This is a genomic window from Pseudomonas kermanshahensis, assembly GCF_014269205.2.
Classification (GTDB): domain Bacteria; phylum Pseudomonadota; class Gammaproteobacteria; order Pseudomonadales; family Pseudomonadaceae; genus Aquipseudomonas; species Aquipseudomonas kermanshahensis.
Window position 1 is genome coordinate 4,242,877 of record NZ_JABWRY020000001.1, and the last position, 19,625, is coordinate 4,262,501.

A 19,625-nucleotide genomic window follows, 5' to 3' on the forward strand; every position below is an offset into this window, starting at 1 on the left:
GAGTGTCAGGGTTGCAGTTCGCGCACAGGTCGCACTTCAACGCTGCCGACCCTTGCGGCGGGGATGCCTTTGGCGATGTTCAGCGCCTCGTTCAGGTCTCGGGCATCTACCAGATAAAAGCCGGCCAGTTGCTCCTTGGTTTCGGCGAACGGGCCATCGGTGAGGCTCATGTGCCCACTGCGCACACGCACCGTGGTGGCGGTTTGCACCGGCTTGAGCGCCTCGGCCGCGAGCATGCGCCCAGCGCCCTGCAACGCCTCGGCATAGGCCATGCATTCGGCGTCTTCCGGGCTGTCGGGCAGGCTGTGCAGCAGCCCTTCGTCACAATAGACCAGGCACAGGTATTTCATGGTCGCCTCCAGGGCATTGGCAAAGTGCGTTTGGCGATATCAGATCAGGGCTTCAGATCGAACAGGGCTTTCTGCGTTTCCATGTCGAACGGTGCCGACCAGTGTTCATGGATGACTTGCCATTGCCCGCCTTGGCGACGATAGCCGACCGTGGCGCGCATGAAGCCGCATTGGCTCTCGTCGTCCGACGGGCCGCAGCGGTTCAACCAGTGCGCCAGGCCCAGGTCGCCGTCGGCGTATACGGTGAGCTCGGCCAGCTCGAAGATCATCGGGCCGGTGCACAGGCCCATGCACATTTCCCAGTGGGCCTGGTAAACAGCCTTGCCTTTGAATTGCAGGGTTTTGATGGCATCGAAGGCGACGATGTCGTCGGCATAGGGCGCAGTGATGCCGGGGATGTCACGGTCGCGCACGGCCTGCATCCAGCGGTCGATCAATTGGCGGAGTTCGTTTTCGGCTGCGGTGCTCATCGGGGGGGCCTCCGATCGTTTGTCAGGTTTGGGCACAGGTGGGGCCTGTGCCTTCAACTGTTAGTCGAACGGTAGCGGGGGAAATCGACAGGCCGGTGAAAATAAATGGGCTTGAGGTTGGGTGAGGGCTACCAGGTGTTTGCTTCGGGATATTTAGCGCCTGGGAGATCGAGCGCCGCCGGCGCGGCGCTTCGCAGCACAAGGCTGCTCCCACATCTATTTCCGGCCAGTAAAGCCTGTGAGAGAGGCGCGCGACCGCCTTGTTTGTTCGACTCGATATCGTGTCAGGCGCCTAGGGACGGCGCGCTAATGCCTCAGGAATAATTGGCCCGAAACAGATGTGGGAGCAGCCTTGTGCTGCGAAGCGCCGCGCGGGCGGCGCTCGATCTCCCAGGCGCTGAAAGACCCAAGGCATGCACCCTGCCTACACCCCAGGGCTGGCGAGAATGAACTCGCGATACCCCGAAACAATCACGTAAACCGCGAAATAGCAGAAAATCGCCGCCGACAGCAGGTACGACCAGGTCAGCAATCGATCCCCCAGCAATCGCCCTCCGTGGCTGGCAATGCCGCACAGGCTCAGGCACCAGACCAACCCCGCCGCAAAAAAGCCGCTGAGGAACAACCCGGCCTCCAGCAAGCTACCACCACCGGAACGGGAAATCAGCACCCCACCCACCGCCGCGAACCACAAAATCGCGGTGGGTGAGGACATGGCCAAAAAGATCCCGCGCAAGAACTCGCGCCAGCCCGAGTCCACCACCACGTCTGCCCGCGTGTCCATGTGCCCACCGCGCCACGCCGCCAGCAGCATCTTCACTGCGAACCACACCAGCAGCGCCGAACCGCCCAGCCACAAGGCCCAGCGCACGCTTTCAAACTGCAGCAGCACGGTCATCCCGGCCAGTGCGGCAACGGCATAGATCAAATCCCCCACACAGGTCCCCAGCCCCAGCCAGAAACCTTTGAGAAAACCACGCTGCATGGCCAAGGTGATCATGGCGATGTTGGCGATGCCGATGTCCAGACACAGGGACAGGCTGAGGAGAAAACCATTGGAGAAAGGCATTGAGCACTCGATGACCGGCCAATTAAGCGCCGTAGAGCCTGCCACGAGTGATCAGGGGATGGGAAGAAGAAGTGTTCGATCAGGCAAAGGCCGCCTGCTCGAATACTCAGGATTTTTCATCACCCGCCAGCACGCGCGCATAACGCGCGCGATCCACGTTCGCCCCGCTCAGCACCACGGCCACCCGCCGGCCCACTTGCCGCTCGCGCTCCTGCATCAACGCCGCCAGCGCCGCAGCGCCCGCACCTTCGGCGGTGTTATGCGTGGCCTCGTGGTACACCCGCATGGCTTCGGCGACTTCACTGTCACTCACCCGCACGATGCGCGCGGCATGCTCGCACACCAAGGCGAACGCCTCCGGGTGCGGTACCCGGCAGGCCATGCCATCGGCGAAGGTGTCGGCAGTGGCAGTGGTGACGATGCGCCCGCGCTCGAAGCTTTGCGCATAGGCATCGGCCGCGCTAGACACCACCCCCACGATCTCGGTCTTCAACCCCAGCAGGTTGCGTGCCTGGATCAGCCCGCAGATGCCCGACCCCATGCCGATAGGCACGTATACACAGTCCAGCTCAGACACGGCCTCGAACAGTTCCAAGGCATAGGTGGCTACCCCGCGTACCAGCTCCGGGTGAAACGATGGCACCATCATGTAGCCCAATTCGTCAGCCAGCCGGGCCGCCTCTTCACGGGCCACATCAAAATCGACACCGTGCTCTACCAGCTCGGCACCCAGGGCGCGCATGGCGGCGTTCTTCTCGGTGGAGTTGCCTTCGGGCACGACGATCACCAAGGGTATGCCCGCCTGGCGTGCGGCCAGTGCCATGCTTTGGCCATGGTTGCCGCGCGTGGCGGTGACCAGGCCACGGGGCGGCGCGCCATCCGCCAGCAGCGAACGCACGTAGACCAACCCGCCGCGCACTTTGAACGCCCCAGTGGGCGCGTGGTTTTCATGTTTCACCCACACTTGGCAGCCCAGCCGCTCGGCCAGCAAAGGCCAGGCGTGCTGGGGCGTTGCGGGCACATGCTGGTGAACGAAATCGGCGGCTTCGCGCAGGGCTTTCAAGTCGAACATGGCGATCATCCCTCATCGTTAGGTGGTTGATCCGATCCTAAGCGCCGGGCATTGTATGGGTACAACCTTATATTGCATGGGTAGCAATTTCGTGTGGATCCCAACGCTTGTGGATGATGACCAACCCCGCTACCTGGCCTTGGTCGATGCTATTGCCGACGCCATAGCGCGTGGCGAACTCAAGGTCGGCGACCGCCTGCCACCCCAGCGGCGCCTGGCCTGGAAGCTCGACCTCAACCCCAGCACCACCCAGCAGGCCTACCGTGAAGCTGCCGCGCGCCACCTGGTGGCAGGTGAAGTCGGCCGCGGCACCTACGTGCTGGCCGGCAGCAAGGAAGCGACGCTGTTTCGGCTCAAGCATCACGATGGGCAACAGCCGTTGATTGACCTGTCGACCAACGTCCCGGTGGCCGACCCGCACAATCAGGACCTGCAAAGCAGCCTGCGTAACCTGCTGGAACGGCACGAGAGTGGCCTGCTGGATCATTACCTGGGGCCCGAGCAGTTACTGCTGGGCCGCATTCATGGCGCGCAATGGCTGGCCAATCGCGGCTTGGCCCTGCCCCCGGATGCACTGCTGCTCAGTAGCGGTGCGCAACAGGCACTGACCCTGGTGCTGCAGTCGTTCTGCCAGGCCGGTGAGCCGGTCATGCTCGAAGCCTTGACCGCACCCGGCATCAAGGCGGCCTGCCGGCAGTTGCGCTTGCCCGTGCATGGTGTGGCGTTGGACAGCCAAGGCCTGCGCCCCGACGACCTTGACCGGGTCGCCCGCGCCAGCGGTGCCCGTGTGCTGGTGACCACACCCACCCTGCACAACCCTACCGGCACCTGCATGGATGACGCTCGCCGCGAAGCGCTCGCTGCGGTCGTCAAACGCCTGGGGCTGCTGGTGATCGAGGACGATGTCTATGGCGCACTCAGCGACAGGCCGCCGCTCTACCCCCTGTTGGGCGAGCAAGGGATTTTCATCAGTAGCTTGTCCAAGACCGTGGCTGCCGGGTTGCGCCTGGGGTGGATCGTGGCCAGCCCTCAGTTGCTGGCACAGGTCGACCCGCATGCCCAGGCCAGCCACTGGCCTGTATCGCCGTTGAACCTGCACATCGCCTGCCAGTGGATCGAAGACGGTACGGCTGCGCGGCGGCTGGCCTGGCAGCGGGCGGAAATTACCGAGCGTTGGCGCCTTGCGCGAAGGCTGCTGGGCGATGGGCTGCACAACACAGCGCAGCCTTCACCTCACGCATGGTTGGCCACACCGCAGGGTGCGGAGCGGGTGGTAAGACGGTGTCGCGAGCAGGGTGTGGAAATCGTCCCGGCCAGTGTCTTCGCCATGGGTGCGACCGAGGTGCAGGCGGTGCGTATCAGCCTGTCGGCGGCGGCTAGCCGGGCCGAGCTGAAGCGCGGGCTGGAGGTGGTGCGCCAGGTAATGTCCAGCCCATGACACCGAGACCAGCCTGGCCACCTCTTCGCGACGGCTCGGCGCGAAGAGGCGGTTGGCGTTGCAGTATCAACCCTGCTGGCAACCCTCGCCCATGGCGCGATACTGAATAGTGTGCACCTGGCCTTGGTGGTCTTCGTAGGTCATGGTCGCAGGCACTACTTCGCAGACATTGGGGATGGTCGACAGGTTGATGACCCGCTTGATATCCAGGTTCATGGAGTAGTCGTATTGCTGGGCCACGGGCTCGTTGGAGACAGGTTTGACCTCATCGGCGAGGGCGAACGAGGACATACCGACCAATGCAAGAATCAGTAATGGTTTCATGTGAGTTTGCCTATAACACAATCAAGCTGATCGATTGACTTCTAATGCCGTCACTGGCGCGGAGAAGTTGTCATCGACTGCAAAGATGACACGAAGTACCGATCCCGCTTCGTCGTACTGCTGGTGGGATGAGTAAAAGTCTACTCCCGGTTTGCAATAGTTGAACCCCGAAGTCGGATATTCACCCTTGCCGGTTTTGCAACAATCTGCGACATAATGGGTTAGGAACAGTGGGATAGAGCCTCTGGCATCTACCTGCCCATCTTGGCCGTTTAAACAAGGGATACACGCCATTTCTGATTATCTGCATTGCTCCGAGCTGCCAGACACGGAACGTCGCCTGCTCGATCACTTCTACCGCCAGCACGGCTCGCCAATGCGCGCAGCAAGTGATGCTGCGCTGTGGGTGGCGCGGGCCAGCGGCATCATTGCAGGCCTGAGCCTGACCGCTGTCGGCGATGGCTTCTGGCTGACCGGGCTGTTCGTCGCCCCGTCACAGCGTGGCCAGGGTATCGCTGGGCGGCTGATCGACAGTGCGTTGGCGCAAGCGGCTGGGCCGACCTGGCTGTTTTGCCACCCCGACCTTGTGCCCTTCTACCAGCGCCTGGGCTTCGATGATGCGCAAACGCTACCCGAGCCCCTGGTCGCGCGCCTGCAGCGCTACCAACGCAGCAAGCGCTTGGTGGCCCTGGTGCGCGGTCAATCGTCGCTGGCGTCCAGCCCGGGGAACAGCACCTCGGTGTAACCGAATTTGGCGAAATCCTGGATGCGCGAGGGGTACAGCCGGCCGATCAGGTGGTCGCATTCGTGCTGCACCACACGTGCATGGAAGCCATCGGCAAAGCGGTTGATCGGGTTGCCCTGAGGGTCGAGGCCTTCGTAGCGAATGTGCTGGTAACGCGGTACCACGCCGCGCAGGCCGGGCACCGACAGGCAGCCCTCCCAACCGTCTTCGACCTCGCTCGACATCGGCGTGATCAGCGGGTTGAGCAGAATGGTCTGCGGCACCGGTTCGGCATCCGGGTAACGCTCGCTGCGTTCGAAGCCGAAGATGACCAGTTGTAGGTCGATGCCGATCTGCGGCGCAGCCAAACCCACACCCCCGACATGGCGCATGGTTTCGAACATGTCGTCGATCAGTTGCTGCAGTTCGGCGCTGCCGATCATCTGCGGGGGCACCGGCGGGGCGATGCGCAGCAAGCGTTCGTCGCCCATCTTGAGAATGTCACGGATCATCGGGGATTCGGCTCGGTGGTTTGCGGCTCGACGGGGTGTTCATGGCCGAGCACAGTGATGGTTTCCTTGGGCTTATCGCCGTCGAAATCCTTTTCGCCAGGGTTCTTGCCCTCGGCCGACATGTGTTCGATCACGGCGTTCATTTCCGCGCCAAGCAACAGCACGGCAGCAGAAATGTAGAAATACAGCAACAGGACGATGATTGCACCGATGCTGCCATACATGGCGTTGTAATCGGCAAAGGTTTTCACGTAGTAGGCAAAGCCCAGGGAGGCGACGATCCACACCACCACGGCCAGCACCGAGCCTGGGGTGATGAAGCGAAACTTCTGCTTAACATCGGGCATCACGTAATAGATCAGCGCCACCGCCACCATCATCAGGATGATGATTGCCGGCCAGCGCAGGATGGTCCACACCGTGACGATGACTTCCTGCATGCCAACCTGGGCGGCAATCCACTCCATCACCTGCGGCCCCAGCACCATCAACGCGGCGGCGGCCAGCAGCATGACGGCGATGCCCACGGTGTAGAAGATGGACAGCGGAATGCGCTTCCATACTGGGCGGCCTTCGGGTACGTCGTAGGCGGCGTTCATGGCGCTCATCATCAGCCGCACACCTGCCGAGGCTGTCCACAGGGCAATCACGATACCCACCGACAACAGCCCACCCTTGGACTGTTGCAACTGGTCGATCACTGGGTTCACCTGTTCCAGAGCCTGGGGCGGCAGCACCAATTCTGATTGCAGGCGCAACCAGGAGAAGAAATCTGGCAAATGCAGAAAGCCGATCAAGGCAATCAGAAACAACAGGAAGGGGAACAGCGAAAACAGCATCTGGTAGGCCAGCGCGGACGCATAGGTGGACATCTCGTCGTCAAGAAACTCTTTGACGGTGCGCACCAGCACGCGGTGCAAGGGCAAACCTTGCAGGGCGGAAAAAATCATAGCGTCTCCTTTCGCCGCTCGATCGATACAACAGACAAGTCTAATAGACCACGCCGTTGCTGTGCTGCTCCCGAGGGTTTAAAAGAAAATGCCTACGTTAAACACAATCCTTGTAGGAGCAGCCTTGCGCTGCGAAGAGGCCGGTAGCAACTTACATAATATTCATTGCTATCACTGGCCTCTTCGCAGCACAAGGCTGCTCCTACAGGGCGACGCCTATACCCTGGCGAACAGGGCAGGATGCATCAAGGCTTTTTCACAGCGTCCTTCACATTGCCTTTGATCTGCTGGGCTTCACCCTTCAGTTCCTGCGCCTTGCCTTCGGCCTTGAGCTTTTCATTGTCGGTCACTTTGCCGACGCCTTGTTTCACGTTACCGATTGCTTCGTTGGCCAAGCCTTTCGCTTTGTCTTTAGTACCGCTCATGGCAAAACTCCTGCAAATGGAGACACGTGAACCGTGTCGACAGTCTGTGGACCTGAGGCCCTTCGCAAGAGTTTCAACCAATTTGCCACGATCAAGCCGAGCGGCAAATCTGCGGGCGAATACCGCACCAATTCCCGCCAACCACCTGCGCAGGGCCGATTGCCTGCCCTAGAATCCCCGCATACGACCGCCTGCAATAAAAACAACGACTTATCGGAAAACCCGCCCCATGCGTTTGATGCCTGTGCTCGTGGCCATGCTGCCACTGCTCCCCCTGCCTGCCCTCGCCGCCTCGCCGGCCGTCACCGAAGCCCTGCGCGTCGAGCGCTATGCCGATGACGGTCAACCCGGCAGCTTGCGCTGGGCGATCGAGACCAGCAACCAGAACCCCGGCCACTACCGCATCGAGATTGCCGCGGTGGGCCAGGCGCCCTATGTGATTAAACCCACGCGCGCGCTGCCTGAAATCAAAGGCCCGGTTAGCATTACCGGCCTGGCTTGGGCCCGCGACGGCCAGTACATCGCCATCGACGGCTCGGGCTATATCAAAGACCAGGGCGTGCACACCTGCCCCGGCGCCCTGCCCGGCCAGTTCGGCACCAACGTACGCACCACAACCCACCCGGGCCTGGTGCTGCGCGACACCCAAGGCGTGCACCTGAGCGGCCTGGAAGTGCGCAACTTCTGCATCGGCATTCTGGTCAACCGCGCCAGCGGCAACGTCATCGAAGACAACCGCGTCATTGCCAACAAAGGCGGCGCCGGCATCATGCTCACCGGTGACGACGGCGCCGGTAACCCCACCGCCACCAGCACGGTCAACAACAAGGTGCTGCGCAACCAGCTGATCGACAACGGCGACGGCCTGGAGCTGACGCGTGGTGCGGCCTTCAACCTGGTGGCGGACAACCTGTTCCGCTCCACACCGGCCAACCCCGAGCCGTCCCAGGGCATCGAGATTCTGCTGGGCAATGACAACACGGTGGTGCGCAACCGTTTCGAGAACTACTCGGACGGCCTGCAGATCAACTGGGGCAACCGCAACTACCTGGGCGCCAACACCTTCACCGGTAACTCGATCGGCGTCAGCGTCACCGGCGAGGGCAACATCCTCGATGGCAACCTGATCCACGGCAACCGCATCGGCGTGGCCTTGCGCCCAGAGCCGAGCGTCACCGCCACACGCCTGAGCGCCAACCGCATCTGGAATAACAGCCAGGACATCCGCCGCTGCGAGGCCGGTGGCTCCTGCGTGCCAAACCAGCGCACCGGCGCCATCGTCTTCGGCGTGCCGGCGCAGGCGCATGCGTTGTATGTAGGGTCGCGCGGGGTGGGTGCGGAGCTGGCGAAGAAGGACCAAGCGATCATCTGCGATGCCAAGGGCGAACCCAAGCCTTGCCAACCGTTGCCTAACCACAACCAGCAGCCACCTCGGCTGATTGCGCTTGAGGGGAATGTGATTCGCGGCGAGGTGCAGGGGCCGGCGTCGAGCCTGTTGCGCGTCGAGTTGTTCGGCAATGCGCAGGCTGCGGGCAGCGAAGCGGAGCAGTATCTTGGGGAAGTGCTGGTGAACAGCGATGCCCAGGGGCAGGCGCGGTTTGCCCATCCGCTGGAGAATATCGGCGGGTTGCGCAGCTTTACCGCGACGGTGACCACGGCCGATGGGGCGACCTCCGAGTTGAGCCGGCCGGTTAGTCGCTGAGGCAAATGGCCTCTTCGCGGGGCAAGTCGGATCGCCGCACCGCCGCTCCCACAGGTACTGCAATGTTCTCAAGGACGGTGTAGTACCTGTGGGAGCGGCGGTGCGGCGATCCGACTTGCCCCGCGAAGAGGCCGGCCCAGGCAAAGCAACTGGCAAACCTTGCTCAGCTAACCGCCACCCCTCACAATGCAGGCCTTATTACGCGTCAACCCGCAGGAACCTGCATGAAACTCGACAAACCCGCCGCCATCGCCCGGCGCAATGAAGCACTGGCCCGGCCCGTACTGACCAGCAGCAACACCCTGTTCGCCATACTCGACCCCAAACGCAACCTGTGGTGGTTCGAAGTGCCAGTAGCGCTGTTGGGCAAAGGCCAGCCCGATTGGGTCAACCTGCTGCTGCACACCCCGGACAGCGATGAGCTGCAGCACCTGAAAGTACCGACCAACTTCCTCAAGGCTCACCTGGAGCAGATGGAAGTGCGCAAGCCAGGCAAACGCCGTTCGACCATCAGCCTGGCCCTGAGCGCTGACCGCGACTCGCTGCTGCGCGACACCCGCCCGGGCGGCGAGCAGCTGGACTTCCGTACGTTCGTGCAGGCCTGATCAGACCCGCTCGATGCGATCGTCATGGATGACGATGCGGCCTTGCTTGAACAACGCACCAATGGCCTTCTTGAAGTTGCCCTTGCTGACGTTGAACAGCTTGGTGATCACTGCCGGGTCGCTCTTGTCGCACACCGGCAGCACACCGCCTTCGGCGTCCAGGCGCGCCATGATCTGCTCCTGCAGGCTGTCAGCCAGGGCAGCGCCCACCGGTTGCAGGCTCAGGGCGATCTTGCCGTCGTGGCGGATTTCCTTGATGAAGCCCTTCTCGTGCATCCCCGAACGCAGGAACTTGAACACCTCGTTCTTGTGGATCAGGCCCCAGTGGCGGTTGTTGATGATCGCCTTGAAGCCCATCGGCGTCTCGCCGGCCACCAGTAGCTCAACCGGCTGGCCGACCTGGTAATCGGCCGGGGTACGGTCCAGGTAGCGGTCCAGGCGCGCGGTCGCGGTGATGCGGCGGGTACGCTTGTCGAGGTACGCGTGCACCACGCAGTAGTCGCCGATCTTCAGTGGCCGCAACTCTTCCGAGTAAGGCATCAGCAGGTCCTTGGACAGGCCCCAGTCGAGGAAGATACCGGCACCATTGATGTCCTTGACCTTGAGGCTGGCGAACTCACCGACCTGCACCTTGGGCTTCTCGGTGGTAGCAATCAGCTGGTCTTCGCTGTCCAGGTAGATGAACACGTTCAACCAATCGTCTACCTCGGTCTCGGCGTTCTTCGGGATGTAACGCCCCGGCAGCAGGATCTCGCCATCGGCGCCGCCGTCCAGGTAGAGGCCGAATTCCACGTGTTTAACGATTTGCAAACTGTTGTAACGCCCAAGCAGAGCCATTTCCGATGTTCCTCAAGACAAGACGGCTATTCTACACCTGAAGCCACCGTACTGCCCGACCGCTGATTCGGTGGAACCGTCATCTTCCCCCTTGCGTCTACCGACTGGCCAGCCACTGCAAGGATCAGCACATGCCTCGACGCCTGCTCAAGCCCCTGCTCATCACCGTCGCGTTCGCCCTGGCCCTGGTCGCGTGCAGCCGCATCGACCTGGCTTACCGCAACCTGGACCGCCTGGTGCCGTGGTCGCTCGGTGACTACCTGGACATGAACCGCGACCAAAAGGTGCTGCTCGACGAGCGGCTCAGGCAGCACCTGGCCTGGCATTGCAAAACCCAACTGCCCAGTTACCTCGACTGGCTGGACCGGGTGCGGGCCATGGTCGCCGAAGACCAGGTGACCGACCAGGCGTTGCAGCAGCGCACCCGCGAAGCGCGCGAGGCGATTGGCCGGGTTGCCGAAGAAATCACCCCCTCCGCCACCGAACTGCTGCGTGGCATGAGCGACGCGCAGGTGGCGGAAATGCGCGAGGCGTTCCGCGACGACATCAGCGAACGGCAAAAGCAGTATGTCGATACGCCTTTGCCCAAGCAGATTGCCCGCCGCGCCGAGCGCATGGAAAAACGCCTGACGCCCTGGCTGGGTGAGCTCAATGCAGCGCAACGGCTACGCGTGCTGAGCTGGTCACAGGCGCTGGGCGATCAGAACCGCCAGTGGATCGCCAACCGTGCCCACTGGCAGCAACAGCTGGTGCTGGCGATGGACAAACGCAGCGATGCCAGCTTCGAACCGCGCCTGGCGCAGTTGCTGCAGCGCAAAGAGAGCCTGTGGACCCCGGAGTACCGCATCGCCTACCAGAACACCGAGCTGCAAGCACGCAGGTTGCTGGTCGACCTGATGCACTTGAGCACCCCGGAGCAGCGTCAGCTACTGCAGGCGCGACTGAGCAAGGTGCGCACCGATTTCAGCGAGTTGAAGTGCCTGAAGGGCTGAAACCCCAGACGTGCGTGGCGCTGATAGTTTGCGCCCGCAGCGCAGCCCCAGCGGTTACCGCACCTTACGCCGATACGGGAACACATCGATCACCTTCCCGTCGCGAATCGTTGCCTGCAAACCTTTCCAGTAATCCGCGTCATACAACTCGCCATGCAAGCGGCTGAACAAACGCCGCTGGCCCATATCGGCAAACAGAAACGGCGGGAACTCTTCGGGGAACACGTCATGCGGCCCGATCGAGTACCACGGCTCGCCTGACATCTCGTCTTCCGGGTAGCGCGCTGGCGGTATATGGCGGAAGTTCACCTCGGTCAGAAAACAGATTTCGTCATAGTCGTAAAACACCACCCGGCCATGGCGGGTGACGCCGAAGTTTTTCAGCAACATGTCGCCGGGGAAGATGTTCGCCGCCGCCAGTTGCTTGATGGCCAAGCCGTAATCTTCCAGCGCTTCGAGCACCTGGCCTTCACTGGCGTGCTCCAGGTACAGGTTGAGGGGCGTCATGCGCCGCTCGGTCCAGCAGTGGCGGATCAGCACCGTGTCGCCTTCCAGGGCAACCGTGGACGGCGCCACTTCCAGCAGCTCGGCCAGGCATTCTGGTTCAAACTTGCTGCGCGGAAAGCGAAAATCGGCGAACTCCTGGGTATCGGCCATGCGCCCTACCCGATCGACGCTTTTCACCAGGCGGTATTTGTCGATCACCGTGGCACGGTCAACGGTTTTCGACGGTGAAAAGCGGTCCTTGATGATCTTGAACACGGTATTGAAGCCCGGCAACGTGAACACGCTCATGACCATCCCCCGCACCCCAGGCGCCATGATGAAGCGGTCGTCACTGTTGGCCAGGTGGTTGATCAGCGCCCGGTAGAACTCCGACTTGCCATGCTTGTAGAAACCGATCGAGGTGTACAACTCGGCAATGTGCTTGCCGGGCAAGATGCGCTTGAGGAAGTTGACGAACTCCGCCGGCACCGGCACATCGACCATGAAGTAAGAGCGGGTGAAGGAGAAGATGATCGACACCTCCGCCTCGTCGGTGATCAGCGCATCGGCCTCGATGCCATGGCCTTCGCGGTGCAACAAAGGGATCACCAGCGGCCACTGCTCGTCGGGGGTGTACAGGCGGCCGACCAGGTAGGCGCCCTTGTTGCGGTACAACACTGGCGAAAACAGCTCGACCGCCAGGGCCGGGTCCTTGCACACCCAGTCCGGCAGGCATTCGCGCAGTTGTTCTTCCAGCCGCGTCAGGTCGCCCTCAAGGTCACCATAGGGCACATCGAATGGGTAATCGGCGAAGATCGCCCGCAGCAGGCCCTTGAGCCCGTCCTCAAGCTGATAGGTGCGGGTTTGCGCCGCGCGCTCGTGGCTGCGCATGGAAGGCCGGGTGGTGTGGATGAACATGCAGCCGTCGCTGATCTGGTCATGGCTGAACAGGCTGCAGAACAGCGAGTTGTACCAGGTCTCGGACAACTCGTCGTCGAGCCGTGGGTCGATCAGGTGGATGTAGGCGCTCTTGACCAGCGGCCACTGCTCCACATCCAGCAGCACCTCATCGGCAACGCTCTGCCGTAGCCGGCCGTTGGCCTCGGCCACCTTTTCTTCGTAGAGGTTGATACGCGCCGCCGCTGCGCGCTGGATGTCTTGCCAGCGCGCCTGCTCGAAGCGCTCACGGGCGCCGAGGGTGATGCGCCGAAAGTGTTCGCGGTAGTCATCGAAGCCATCGAGGATCATCCGGGCGATTTCGCTGGCAGGCCAGTGCTGGGACATGCAGGGCATCTCGGTGCAGGGTGAGAGATACAGCTTAGCCGGTCCACAGCCCGCCTAGATTCACAGCGCAAGAAAGCACAAGAATCCCACTCCCCCCTGGCGTAAACTCGCGCCCTGCCCAAAACCCGGAGACCGTTGTGACCCCCATTGCCCTAGCCCGCCTGCTGACCCTTGCCGCTGTCTGGGGGGCGAGTTTCCTGTTCATGCGCATCATCGCCCCCGAACTCGGCACCGTGCCGACCGCGTTCTTCCGCGTGTCGATCGCCTGCCTGGGCCTGTTCGCCATCGTCGCCGCCGCGCGGGTACGCTGGGACTTCCAAGGCAAGCTCGGCGCCTGCCTGGTGCTGGGCATGATCAACTCGGGCATCCCGGCGACGTTCTACTCCGTGGCCGCGCAAGTACTGCCAGCTGGCTACTCGGCGATTTTCAACGCCACCACACCGCTGATGGGCGTACTGATCGGCGTGCTGTTCTTCCGTGAACCGATGACCCTGCCCAAGCTCTGCGGCATCTTCCTGGGCCTGTTCGGCGTCGGCATTCTCAGCGGCGCTGGCCCCGTCGCCCTGGACCTGGCCTTGCTGCAAGGCGCCCTCGCCTGCCTGGCGGCCACCACCTGTTATGGCTTCGCCGGTTTTCTCGCCCGCCGCTGGGTCAGCGGCCTGGACAGCCGCCTCTCGGCCCTGGGCAGCATGCTCGGCGCTACGCTGCTGCTGAGCCCGCTGTTCGCCTGGAGCGCCTTGGCTCAGCCCCCTGCCAGCTGGGGCGGCTGGCAGGTATGGCTGTCGCTGCTCGGGTTGGGCCTGCTGTGCACCGCATTCGCCTACATCCTGTACTTCCGCCTGCTCGAAGAAATCGGCCCAGTCAAAGCCAGCACCGTGACCTTCCTGATCCCGGTATTCGGCGTATTGTGGGGAGCATGGTTGCTGGATGAGCCGCTGTCGATGGCGCACCTGTACGGCGGTGTGTTGATTGGCGCGGCCTTGTGGCTGGTGCTGCGGCCGACGCGCCATTGAAGCGGGGCATACGATGAACAGTGCATACAAGAAGGTGTTGTTCCGCCTGGTGCAGGACGCAGACGGTTACCCGCCGGCCTCGGTCGAGGGCCTGTGGGCCAAGGCAGTCGAGGGCGGCTACCAAGTCGATGGCATCCCGTTCTATGTCTACGGCATTGCGCCGGGCGACATCATCGACACGCGGGAGGACAGCGGTGAAACCTGGTTCGACAGCTTGCGCATCAGCAGCGGCCGCTCGGTGTTCCGGGTGATCGTCAAGCCACCAGAAACCCTCGACCAGGTGCGCGCAGCCCTGCAAGACTTCGGCTGCAATTGCGAAGCAGAACAGGCGGTGAGGATGCTTGCCGTCGAAGTCCCCTCGCTGCGCGCGCTCGACACCTTGCTCTACTACCTGCTGACCCAACGCGAAGCCGACCTGCTGGACTTCGAGGAAGGCGTGCTGCGGCACACCATCCCCGAAGAGTTTCGCTAGCGCGCTACGCTTACGCCTCCGCCAACCGCGCAGCCGGCTTGCGGAACACGAACAGCAAGCCCACCACGATCAGCCCCATCCCCAGCAGGCTCAGCGCTGCCAAACGGTTGCCGAAGATCAGGAAGTCCATCACCGCAGTCACCGCAGGCACCAGGTAGAACAGGCTGGTGACATTGACCAGATTGCCCTTGGCGATCAGGCGATACAGCAGCAGGGTGGCCAGCAACGACACCACCAGCCCCATCCACAGCAGTGCACCGACGAAGCCGCCGGTCCACTGCACGTGCAACGGCTGCAAGGGGGCGAACAGCGCGCACAGGGCAAACCCTGCCAGGTACTGCAACGGCAAGGTGCCCATGGGGTTGTCGGTGATGCGTTTCTGCAGGATCGAACCCAAGGTCATGCTGCCCAGCGCCAGCAGCGCGAACAGCATGCCGGCCAGGGACACCCCACCCAGGTTGATGCTTTGATAGACCACCATCACCAGGCCAGCAAGGCCCAGCCCCAGGCCGAACAGCCGGCTCCAGGAACGCTGACGCTCCATCAGTACTACGGTGAGGATCGGTTGCACCCCCATCACCGTGGCCATCACGCCAGGGGTGACATGGGTATTGAGCGCCAACAGATAGAAGATCTGGTAGGCCCCCAGCAACACGCAGCCGGTGCCCAGGGCGCGCAGCACCGCCCCACGACTGCGCGGCCAACGCAGGCCCAACAAGGGGCCGATCATCAACAGGCCCGCAAGGGCCAGCGCCGAGCGCAATAACAGAAAAGCGAACGGGCTGGCGTGCGCCAGGCCCAGCTTGGAGACGATTGCCCCGCTGCTCCACAGCAAGACGAACAGGCTGGTGGTGGCCGCCGAGGCCACGGATGCTTTGGAAATGACAGACATGTATTGCCACCTTTCGGGCGAATGAGCCGAACGGAGGGCGTACGCTTCAGCGAGGGAAGTAGCCGACCGTGTTCAGTAGGTTGCGAGTGCGGTGGGCAGCGGCCAGAAGCCGATCAGCCCAGCACGACCACGCAAAGAGGCGGAGCTACGCCGCCTACAACGCCACTGACAGGTGGTGGGTAGTGACTGATCATGGCCGGCTGCTGGCTTCCACGCACGACCTCGCCCGCGACTGGCGCGAAGGCAAAGCATGAGGTGGAAGGGATGGCTGGCATGAACAGGTCTTCAGGATGAGATCAATGGCCTGGACTATAGCCCGGCGTTTTCTGGCTGGCAACTGGCTAAACCGACCTTTGTAGGCGCGGCCGTTGGTTAATTTTTCACCGCCTTGGCTCGTCTGAATGCGAAACGCCGCACGCATTCACCCGCTCCGAGGACCACTCATGAACGCAAAAGCCTGGCTCTACCGGCCAGCCCAGATCACCTGCCTGCTGCTGGTCAGCGCCTACGCCCACGCGGCCAAGCCAGGTGATGTATTCCAAGACTGCAAAGACTGCCCAGAGATGGTGATACTGCCCGCCGGCAGCTACGTGATGGGCGCACCCGATGACGAAGCCGGCCGCCAGCCCGACGAAGGCCCGCTGCACACCGTGACCTTCGCCAAGCCTTTCGCGATGAGCCGCTATCAAGTCACTGCCGGCGAGCTGGACGCCTACATCAAGGCCACCGGCACCGTCATCAAGAGCGGCGACGACCGCCCCGGGCGCTGGTGCGAAGCCAGCAAGCCCACCTACAAACAAACGGCCCGCCAACCTGCGGTGTGCGTCGACTACGACGAAGTCCAGGCCTACACCGTGTGGCTGGCAAAAAAAACCGGCAAGCCCTACCGCATGGTCAGCGAGGCTGAACGTGAATACGCCGCCCGCGGCGGTTCTACCGGCCCGTTCCCCTTCCCGTTCGACGCGCCGGGCAAGTACGAGATCAGCAAGCACGCCAACACCTACGGCCCCCGTGACGGCTACACCTTCACCGCCCCCGTGGGCAGCTACCCGGCCAATGCCTTCGGCATGTACGACATGCACGGCAACGTCTACGAGTGGGTCGCCGACTGCTACCACGAAAGCTACGAAGGCGCCCCTAGCGACGGCAGCGCCTGGATCCAGGACCCCAAGTGCATCCGCGCGCACATGCGCGGCAACGACTGGGGCGAGCCACCGATCTTCTCGCGCTCGGCCAACCGCAACGACCGCCTCAAGACCACCCGTGGCGACTTCCTCGGCTTTCGCGTAGCCCGCGAACTCTGAACGTTGTGACGCGGTTAACAGCACCTGCGGAAAAACAGTCAATAAGAATCGTTCCGGTTTTTCACAGGTGCTGCGTCACATACAGCACATAGAAAAAACCCCTCTGCCAACGAGAACGCAACAGATGTCCATGCCATTGCCCAGTGCGCTCAACCCGCTTGCCAAAGCCTTATTGATTCGTCATTCCCTTCGCCCCCAGCGTGCGCTGTCACGCATTGGCCTGGGCCTGGCGCTGTCCTCTGCGCTGGTTGCACAGGTGCAGGCACAGGAATGGACCCTGGATATTCCCGCGCAGTCGATGAACTCGGCGCTGCAGGCGCTGGCCAAGCAGACGGATACTCAACTGCTGTACAGCCCACAAGATATCAGCGGGCTGCGTTCTTCGGCACTGAAGGGGCGCCATGACCTGGCGTCATCGCTGCGCATCCTGTTGCAAGGGACGGGGTTGAGGTACCAGATCGATGGCAACTCGGCGACGGTGACCGCGAGTTCGGCCGCAAAGGAAGGCCAGGTCGAGCTTTCGGCGACCAACGTCAATAGCGTGGGCCTCGGCGCTACTACCGAAGGCACCGGTTCGTACACCACAGGTATCACCAGTACAGCCACGAAGATGAACCTGTCGCTTCGTGAAACGCCTCAATCGGTCACCGTGATGACGCGTCAACGCATGGATGATCAACACCTCAGCGCCATCACCGATGTGCTCAAAGAGACCCCAGGGATCACCATGTCCCAGGATGGCGGGGAGCGCTTCAACATCTACGCCCGCGGGAGTGCCATCGATACCTACCAGTTCGACGGCGTCAATACCAGCCAGGAAAACCAGACGCGCAACATGCCCAGTACGCTACTGGACATGGCCCTGTATGACCGGGTCGAGATCGTCCGTGGCGCCACGGGCCTGATGACCGGTGCCGGCGAGCCTGGCGGCGTGATCAACCTGATCCGCAAGAAGCCGACCCGCGAGTTCAAATCCTATGTCAAGGGCAGTGTTGGATCCTGGGATAACTACCGCAGCGAAGTCGATGTCTCCGGCCCACTGACAGAAACAGGTAACGTCCGAGGGCGCATGGTTGCGGCCAAGCAAGACAACCACACGTTCATGGACTGGTATGACCAGAAGCGGGAAATCCTCTACGGTGTCGTCGAAGCCGACCTGACCGACACGACCCTCGTGCGTTTTGGTGTCGACTACCAGAAGTACAAATCGACGGGCGCGCCGGGTGTCCCGCTGCTGTTCACCAATGGCAAGCAAACCGATTTCTCGCGATCCACCAGCTCCGGCGCTCGGTGGATGTACGATGATTTCGAGACCATGAACTACACGGCGACCTTGGAGCAGCAGTTGGTCAACGACTGGAAGCTCAGGGTGGTGGCCAATTACATGGACGTCGATCGCGATGCTGACCTGGGCTGGTACCGCAGCACGTCCGGGGTCACGTACTTGAACGAGGAAACCGGCGCTGCAAGCGCCGAACGGGCAAAGATTTCCGCCGATCAAACCCAGAAGGGCTTGGACGTCAACCTCGCCGGCACTTACGAGCTGTTCGGCCGTTCCCACGACTTGGTCGTGGGGTACAACTATTCCGAATATGAAAACGACCACCACTCGCAGACCGGTGGTATCGCCACGTTCAATTTCTACACCTGGGATAACTACCTGGCCCGCGATGGCTACCGGCCCTCTCTGATTTTCAACATCAAGACACGACAAAGCGGTTACTTCGTGGCCAACCGTTTCAACATTACCGATGACCTGCACCTGCTGCTGGGTGCACGGGTTTCGCAATACACTTACGACTCCGACCTGACCTCGCTGATTGCCAACACCAACACGGTCAGCAAGATGCGTGAAACCGGCCAGGTTACCCCCTATGCCGGTCTGGTCTACGACCTGACCCCTGAACAGTCTGTCTATGTCAGCTATACCGACATCTTCAAGCCGCAGACGTCGATGGACAAAGACGGCAAGGTACTCGAGCCTGTGGTCGGCAAGAACTACGAATTGGGGTGGAAAGGCGAATTCTTCGATGGCCGCCTGAATACCAGCGCCGCCGTGTTCATGGTAGAGCGGGACAACTTCGCTGAAATTGATCCGGGCCAACTCACACCAACCAATGGCCAGGCGTACCGTGCCGTAGACGGCGCGAAAACCAAGGGCTTTGAGTTTGAAATCGCGGGTGAGATCGCGCCTGGCTGGAATGTACAAACCGGCTACAGCCATGCCCGTACCGAGAACGCCGACGGCGACCGTCTGACGACCCAATTGCCCATGGACACGTTCCGCCTGTGGAGCACTTATCGCTTCCAGGGCAACTGGGACAAGCTGACCGTAGGCGGTGGCGTCAACTGGGATTCCAGCAAAGCGTTGACGTTCACCAACTTCAACAATGCCAAGGTCAAGGATGACGACTATGCCGTGGCCAGCCTGATGGCGCGTTACCAGGTCACCGACCACTTGGCGGCAACGCTGAATGTGAACAACCTGTTCGACGAAAAGTACTACTCCGGCATGGCCGGCAGTTATGGCCACTATGGTGCTCCGCGTAATGCCACGCTCGACCTGCGCTACGACTTCTGATGGCGTTCATCTAGCCAGGCGGGTCTAGCCGGCCACGGTCCACACGACAGGCCTGTTGAAAACGGCGCTTCCCTAACCGGAGCGCCGTTTTTTCATGCCCAGCTTTTGCAAAGGCGAGCGCCA

At 62.0% G+C, this 19,625-nt stretch carries 20 protein-coding genes; 9 read left to right on the forward strand and 11 right to left on the reverse strand.

The features are described from left to right. Nucleotides 1-5 precede the first annotated feature (5 nt). From HU764_RS19115 to HU764_RS19130, 4 genes are all read right to left on the reverse strand, one after another. Entirely contained in the window at nucleotides 6-350 is a 345-nt protein-coding gene (locus tag HU764_RS19115) for a YciI family protein (protein WP_027593157.1), read from the reverse strand. A 44-nt stretch (nucleotides 351-394) separates the two neighbouring features. Further along, nucleotides 395-820 carry a YybH family protein gene (locus tag HU764_RS19120; RefSeq protein WP_027593158.1) on the reverse strand — a complete coding sequence of 142 codons (426 nt, stop codon included), beginning with the start codon at nucleotides 818-820 and terminating at the stop codon, nucleotides 395-397. 424 nt (nucleotides 821-1,244) lie between these two features. Further along, nucleotides 1,245-1,889, reverse strand: a complete 645-nt coding sequence (locus HU764_RS19125) for a LysE family translocator (RefSeq protein ID WP_186681948.1) — start codon at nucleotides 1,887-1,889, stop codon at nucleotides 1,245-1,247. A gap of 106 nt (nucleotides 1,890-1,995) precedes the next feature. Continuing rightward, complete coding sequence (locus tag HU764_RS19130) at nucleotides 1,996-2,961, reverse strand: threonine dehydratase (RefSeq protein ID WP_027593160.1); 966 nt, start codon at nucleotides 2,959-2,961, stop codon at nucleotides 1,996-1,998. Nucleotides 2,962-3,052: 91 nt separating this feature from the next. Here HU764_RS19130 and HU764_RS19135 point away from each other — a divergent pair, with 91 nt between their 5' ends. Beyond that, nucleotides 3,053-4,399 (forward strand): aminotransferase-like domain-containing protein, encoded by a 1,347-nt coding sequence (locus HU764_RS19135; protein WP_477749794.1) that lies wholly within the window; start codon nucleotides 3,053-3,055, stop codon nucleotides 4,397-4,399. A 66-nt stretch (nucleotides 4,400-4,465) separates the two neighbouring features. Here the strand turns inward: HU764_RS19135 and HU764_RS19140 are convergent, their stop codons facing one another. Continuing rightward, the gene (locus HU764_RS19140; protein ID WP_027593162.1) at nucleotides 4,466-4,723 is read right to left on the reverse strand and encodes a DUF2790 domain-containing protein; all 258 of its coding nucleotides are present in this window, start codon (nucleotides 4,721-4,723) and stop codon (nucleotides 4,466-4,468) included. A 340-nt stretch (nucleotides 4,724-5,063) separates the two neighbouring features. On the opposite strand from HU764_RS19140, the gene HU764_RS19145 reads away from it, so the two are divergent. Further along, nucleotides 5,064-5,468 carry a GNAT family N-acetyltransferase gene (locus HU764_RS19145; protein WP_338109087.1) on the forward strand — a complete coding sequence of 135 codons (405 nt, stop codon included), beginning with the start codon at nucleotides 5,064-5,066 and terminating at the stop codon, nucleotides 5,466-5,468. Here HU764_RS19145 and def read toward each other — a convergent pair. The 3 genes from def to HU764_RS19160 form a co-directional block, all read right to left on the reverse strand. Beyond that, a complete protein-coding gene (gene def / locus HU764_RS19150; protein ID WP_027593164.1) occupies nucleotides 5,423-5,959 on the reverse strand; it encodes a peptide deformylase in 537 nt (178 codons plus the stop codon). The genes HU764_RS19145 and def overlap by 46 nt on opposite strands. Further along, nucleotides 5,956-6,909 carry a YihY/virulence factor BrkB family protein gene (locus HU764_RS19155; protein WP_027593165.1) on the reverse strand — a complete coding sequence of 318 codons (954 nt, stop codon included), beginning with the start codon at nucleotides 6,907-6,909 and terminating at the stop codon, nucleotides 5,956-5,958. The genes def and HU764_RS19155 overlap by 4 nt, the downstream gene beginning before the upstream one ends. Nucleotides 6,910-7,154: 245 nt before the next feature. Beyond that, complete coding sequence (locus tag HU764_RS19160; protein WP_027593166.1) at nucleotides 7,155-7,334, reverse strand: CsbD family protein; 180 nt, start codon at nucleotides 7,332-7,334, stop codon at nucleotides 7,155-7,157. A gap of 229 nt (nucleotides 7,335-7,563) precedes the next feature. On the opposite strand from HU764_RS19160, the gene HU764_RS19165 reads away from it, so the two are divergent. Both HU764_RS19165 and HU764_RS19170 read left to right on the forward strand, forming a co-directional pair. Next, nucleotides 7,564-9,036: a right-handed parallel beta-helix repeat-containing protein gene (locus tag HU764_RS19165; RefSeq protein ID WP_186704193.1), complete on the forward strand. Its 1,473-nt coding sequence runs from the start codon at nucleotides 7,564-7,566 to the stop codon at nucleotides 9,034-9,036. A 224-nt stretch (nucleotides 9,037-9,260) separates the two neighbouring features. Further along, nucleotides 9,261-9,641, forward strand: a complete 381-nt coding sequence (locus HU764_RS19170) for a hypothetical protein (RefSeq protein WP_027593168.1) — start codon at nucleotides 9,261-9,263, stop codon at nucleotides 9,639-9,641. Here the strand turns inward: HU764_RS19170 and HU764_RS19175 are convergent, their stop codons facing one another. Then, complete coding sequence (locus HU764_RS19175; RefSeq protein WP_027593169.1) at nucleotides 9,642-10,478, reverse strand: CvfB family protein; 837 nt, start codon at nucleotides 10,476-10,478, stop codon at nucleotides 9,642-9,644. It abuts the gene before it with no gap. 131 nt (nucleotides 10,479-10,609) lie between these two features. Between HU764_RS19175 and HU764_RS19180 the strand changes: the two genes are divergently transcribed. Beyond that, nucleotides 10,610-11,470, forward strand: coding sequence for a DUF6279 family lipoprotein (locus HU764_RS19180; protein WP_186704194.1), 861 nt, complete (start codon nucleotides 10,610-10,612; stop codon nucleotides 11,468-11,470). Between the two features lie 54 nt (nucleotides 11,471-11,524). On the opposite strand, the gene aceK is transcribed toward HU764_RS19180, so the two are convergent. After that, nucleotides 11,525-13,240, reverse strand: coding sequence for a bifunctional isocitrate dehydrogenase kinase/phosphatase (aceK, locus tag HU764_RS19185; RefSeq protein ID WP_186704195.1), 1,716 nt, complete (start codon nucleotides 13,238-13,240; stop codon nucleotides 11,525-11,527). Nucleotides 13,241-13,377: 137 nt separating this feature from the next. Between aceK and HU764_RS19190 the strand changes: the two genes are divergently transcribed. After that, nucleotides 13,378-14,253 carry an EamA family transporter gene (locus tag HU764_RS19190; RefSeq protein WP_186704196.1) on the forward strand — a complete coding sequence of 292 codons (876 nt, stop codon included), beginning with the start codon at nucleotides 13,378-13,380 and terminating at the stop codon, nucleotides 14,251-14,253. Nucleotides 14,254-14,266: 13 nt separating this feature from the next. Then, complete coding sequence (locus tag HU764_RS19195) at nucleotides 14,267-14,725, forward strand: DUF4265 domain-containing protein (RefSeq protein ID WP_186704197.1); 459 nt, start codon at nucleotides 14,267-14,269, stop codon at nucleotides 14,723-14,725. A 10-nt stretch (nucleotides 14,726-14,735) separates the two neighbouring features. Here HU764_RS19195 and HU764_RS19200 read toward each other — a convergent pair whose 3' ends face one another. Further along, on the reverse strand, nucleotides 14,736-15,617 hold the full coding sequence (locus HU764_RS19200; protein WP_186681965.1) for a DMT family transporter: 882 nt from the start codon (nucleotides 15,615-15,617) through the stop codon (nucleotides 14,736-14,738). A 443-nt stretch (nucleotides 15,618-16,060) separates the two neighbouring features. On the opposite strand from HU764_RS19200, the gene pvdO reads away from it, so the two are divergent. Then, nucleotides 16,061-16,921: a dihydropyoverdine dehydrogenase gene (gene pvdO, locus HU764_RS19205; RefSeq protein WP_186681967.1), complete on the forward strand. Its 861-nt coding sequence runs from the start codon at nucleotides 16,061-16,063 to the stop codon at nucleotides 16,919-16,921. A 124-nt stretch (nucleotides 16,922-17,045) separates the two neighbouring features. After that, on the forward strand, nucleotides 17,046-19,502 hold the full coding sequence (locus tag HU764_RS19210) for a TonB-dependent siderophore receptor (protein WP_186681969.1): 2,457 nt from the start codon (nucleotides 17,046-17,048) through the stop codon (nucleotides 19,500-19,502). The last annotated feature ends 123 nt before the right edge of the window (nucleotides 19,503-19,625 follow it).

Bases quoted from the DNA above. Each gene is read 5' to 3' on its own strand.
- HU764_RS19115 (WP_027593157.1), bottom strand. From the start codon at position 350: ATGAAATACCTGTGCCTGGTCTATTGTGACGAAGGGCTGCTGCACAGC.
- HU764_RS19120 (WP_027593158.1), bottom strand. From the start codon at position 820: ATGAGCACCGCAGCCGAAAACGAACTCCGCCAATTGATCGACCGCTGG.
- HU764_RS19125 (WP_186681948.1), bottom strand. From the start codon at position 1,889: ATGCCTTTCTCCAATGGTTTTCTCCTCAGCCTGTCCCTGTGTCTGGAC.
- HU764_RS19130 (WP_027593160.1), bottom strand. From the start codon at position 2,961: ATGTTCGACTTGAAAGCCCTGCGCGAAGCCGCCGATTTCGTTCACCAG.
- HU764_RS19140 (WP_027593162.1), bottom strand. From the start codon at position 4,723: ATGAAACCATTACTGATTCTTGCATTGGTCGGTATGTCCTCGTTCGCC.
- def (WP_027593164.1), bottom strand. From the start codon at position 5,959: ATGATCCGTGACATTCTCAAGATGGGCGACGAACGCTTGCTGCGCATC.
- HU764_RS19155 (WP_027593165.1), bottom strand. From the start codon at position 6,909: ATGATTTTTTCCGCCCTGCAAGGTTTGCCCTTGCACCGCGTGCTGGTG.
- HU764_RS19160 (WP_027593166.1), bottom strand. From the start codon at position 7,334: ATGAGCGGTACTAAAGACAAAGCGAAAGGCTTGGCCAACGAAGCAATC.
- HU764_RS19165 (WP_186704193.1), top strand. From the start codon at position 7,564: ATGCGTTTGATGCCTGTGCTCGTGGCCATGCTGCCACTGCTCCCCCTG.
- HU764_RS19170 (WP_027593168.1), top strand. From the start codon at position 9,261: ATGAAACTCGACAAACCCGCCGCCATCGCCCGGCGCAATGAAGCACTG.
- HU764_RS19175 (WP_027593169.1), bottom strand. From the start codon at position 10,478: ATGGCTCTGCTTGGGCGTTACAACAGTTTGCAAATCGTTAAACACGTG.
- HU764_RS19180 (WP_186704194.1), top strand. From the start codon at position 10,610: ATGCCTCGACGCCTGCTCAAGCCCCTGCTCATCACCGTCGCGTTCGCC.
- aceK (WP_186704195.1), bottom strand. From the start codon at position 13,240: ATGTCCCAGCACTGGCCTGCCAGCGAAATCGCCCGGATGATCCTCGAT.
- HU764_RS19195 (WP_186704197.1), top strand. From the start codon at position 14,267: ATGAACAGTGCATACAAGAAGGTGTTGTTCCGCCTGGTGCAGGACGCA.
- HU764_RS19200 (WP_186681965.1), bottom strand. From the start codon at position 15,617: ATGTCTGTCATTTCCAAAGCATCCGTGGCCTCGGCGGCCACCACCAGC.
- pvdO (WP_186681967.1), top strand. From the start codon at position 16,061: ATGAACGCAAAAGCCTGGCTCTACCGGCCAGCCCAGATCACCTGCCTG.
- HU764_RS19210 (WP_186681969.1), top strand. From the start codon at position 17,046: ATGTCCATGCCATTGCCCAGTGCGCTCAACCCGCTTGCCAAAGCCTTA.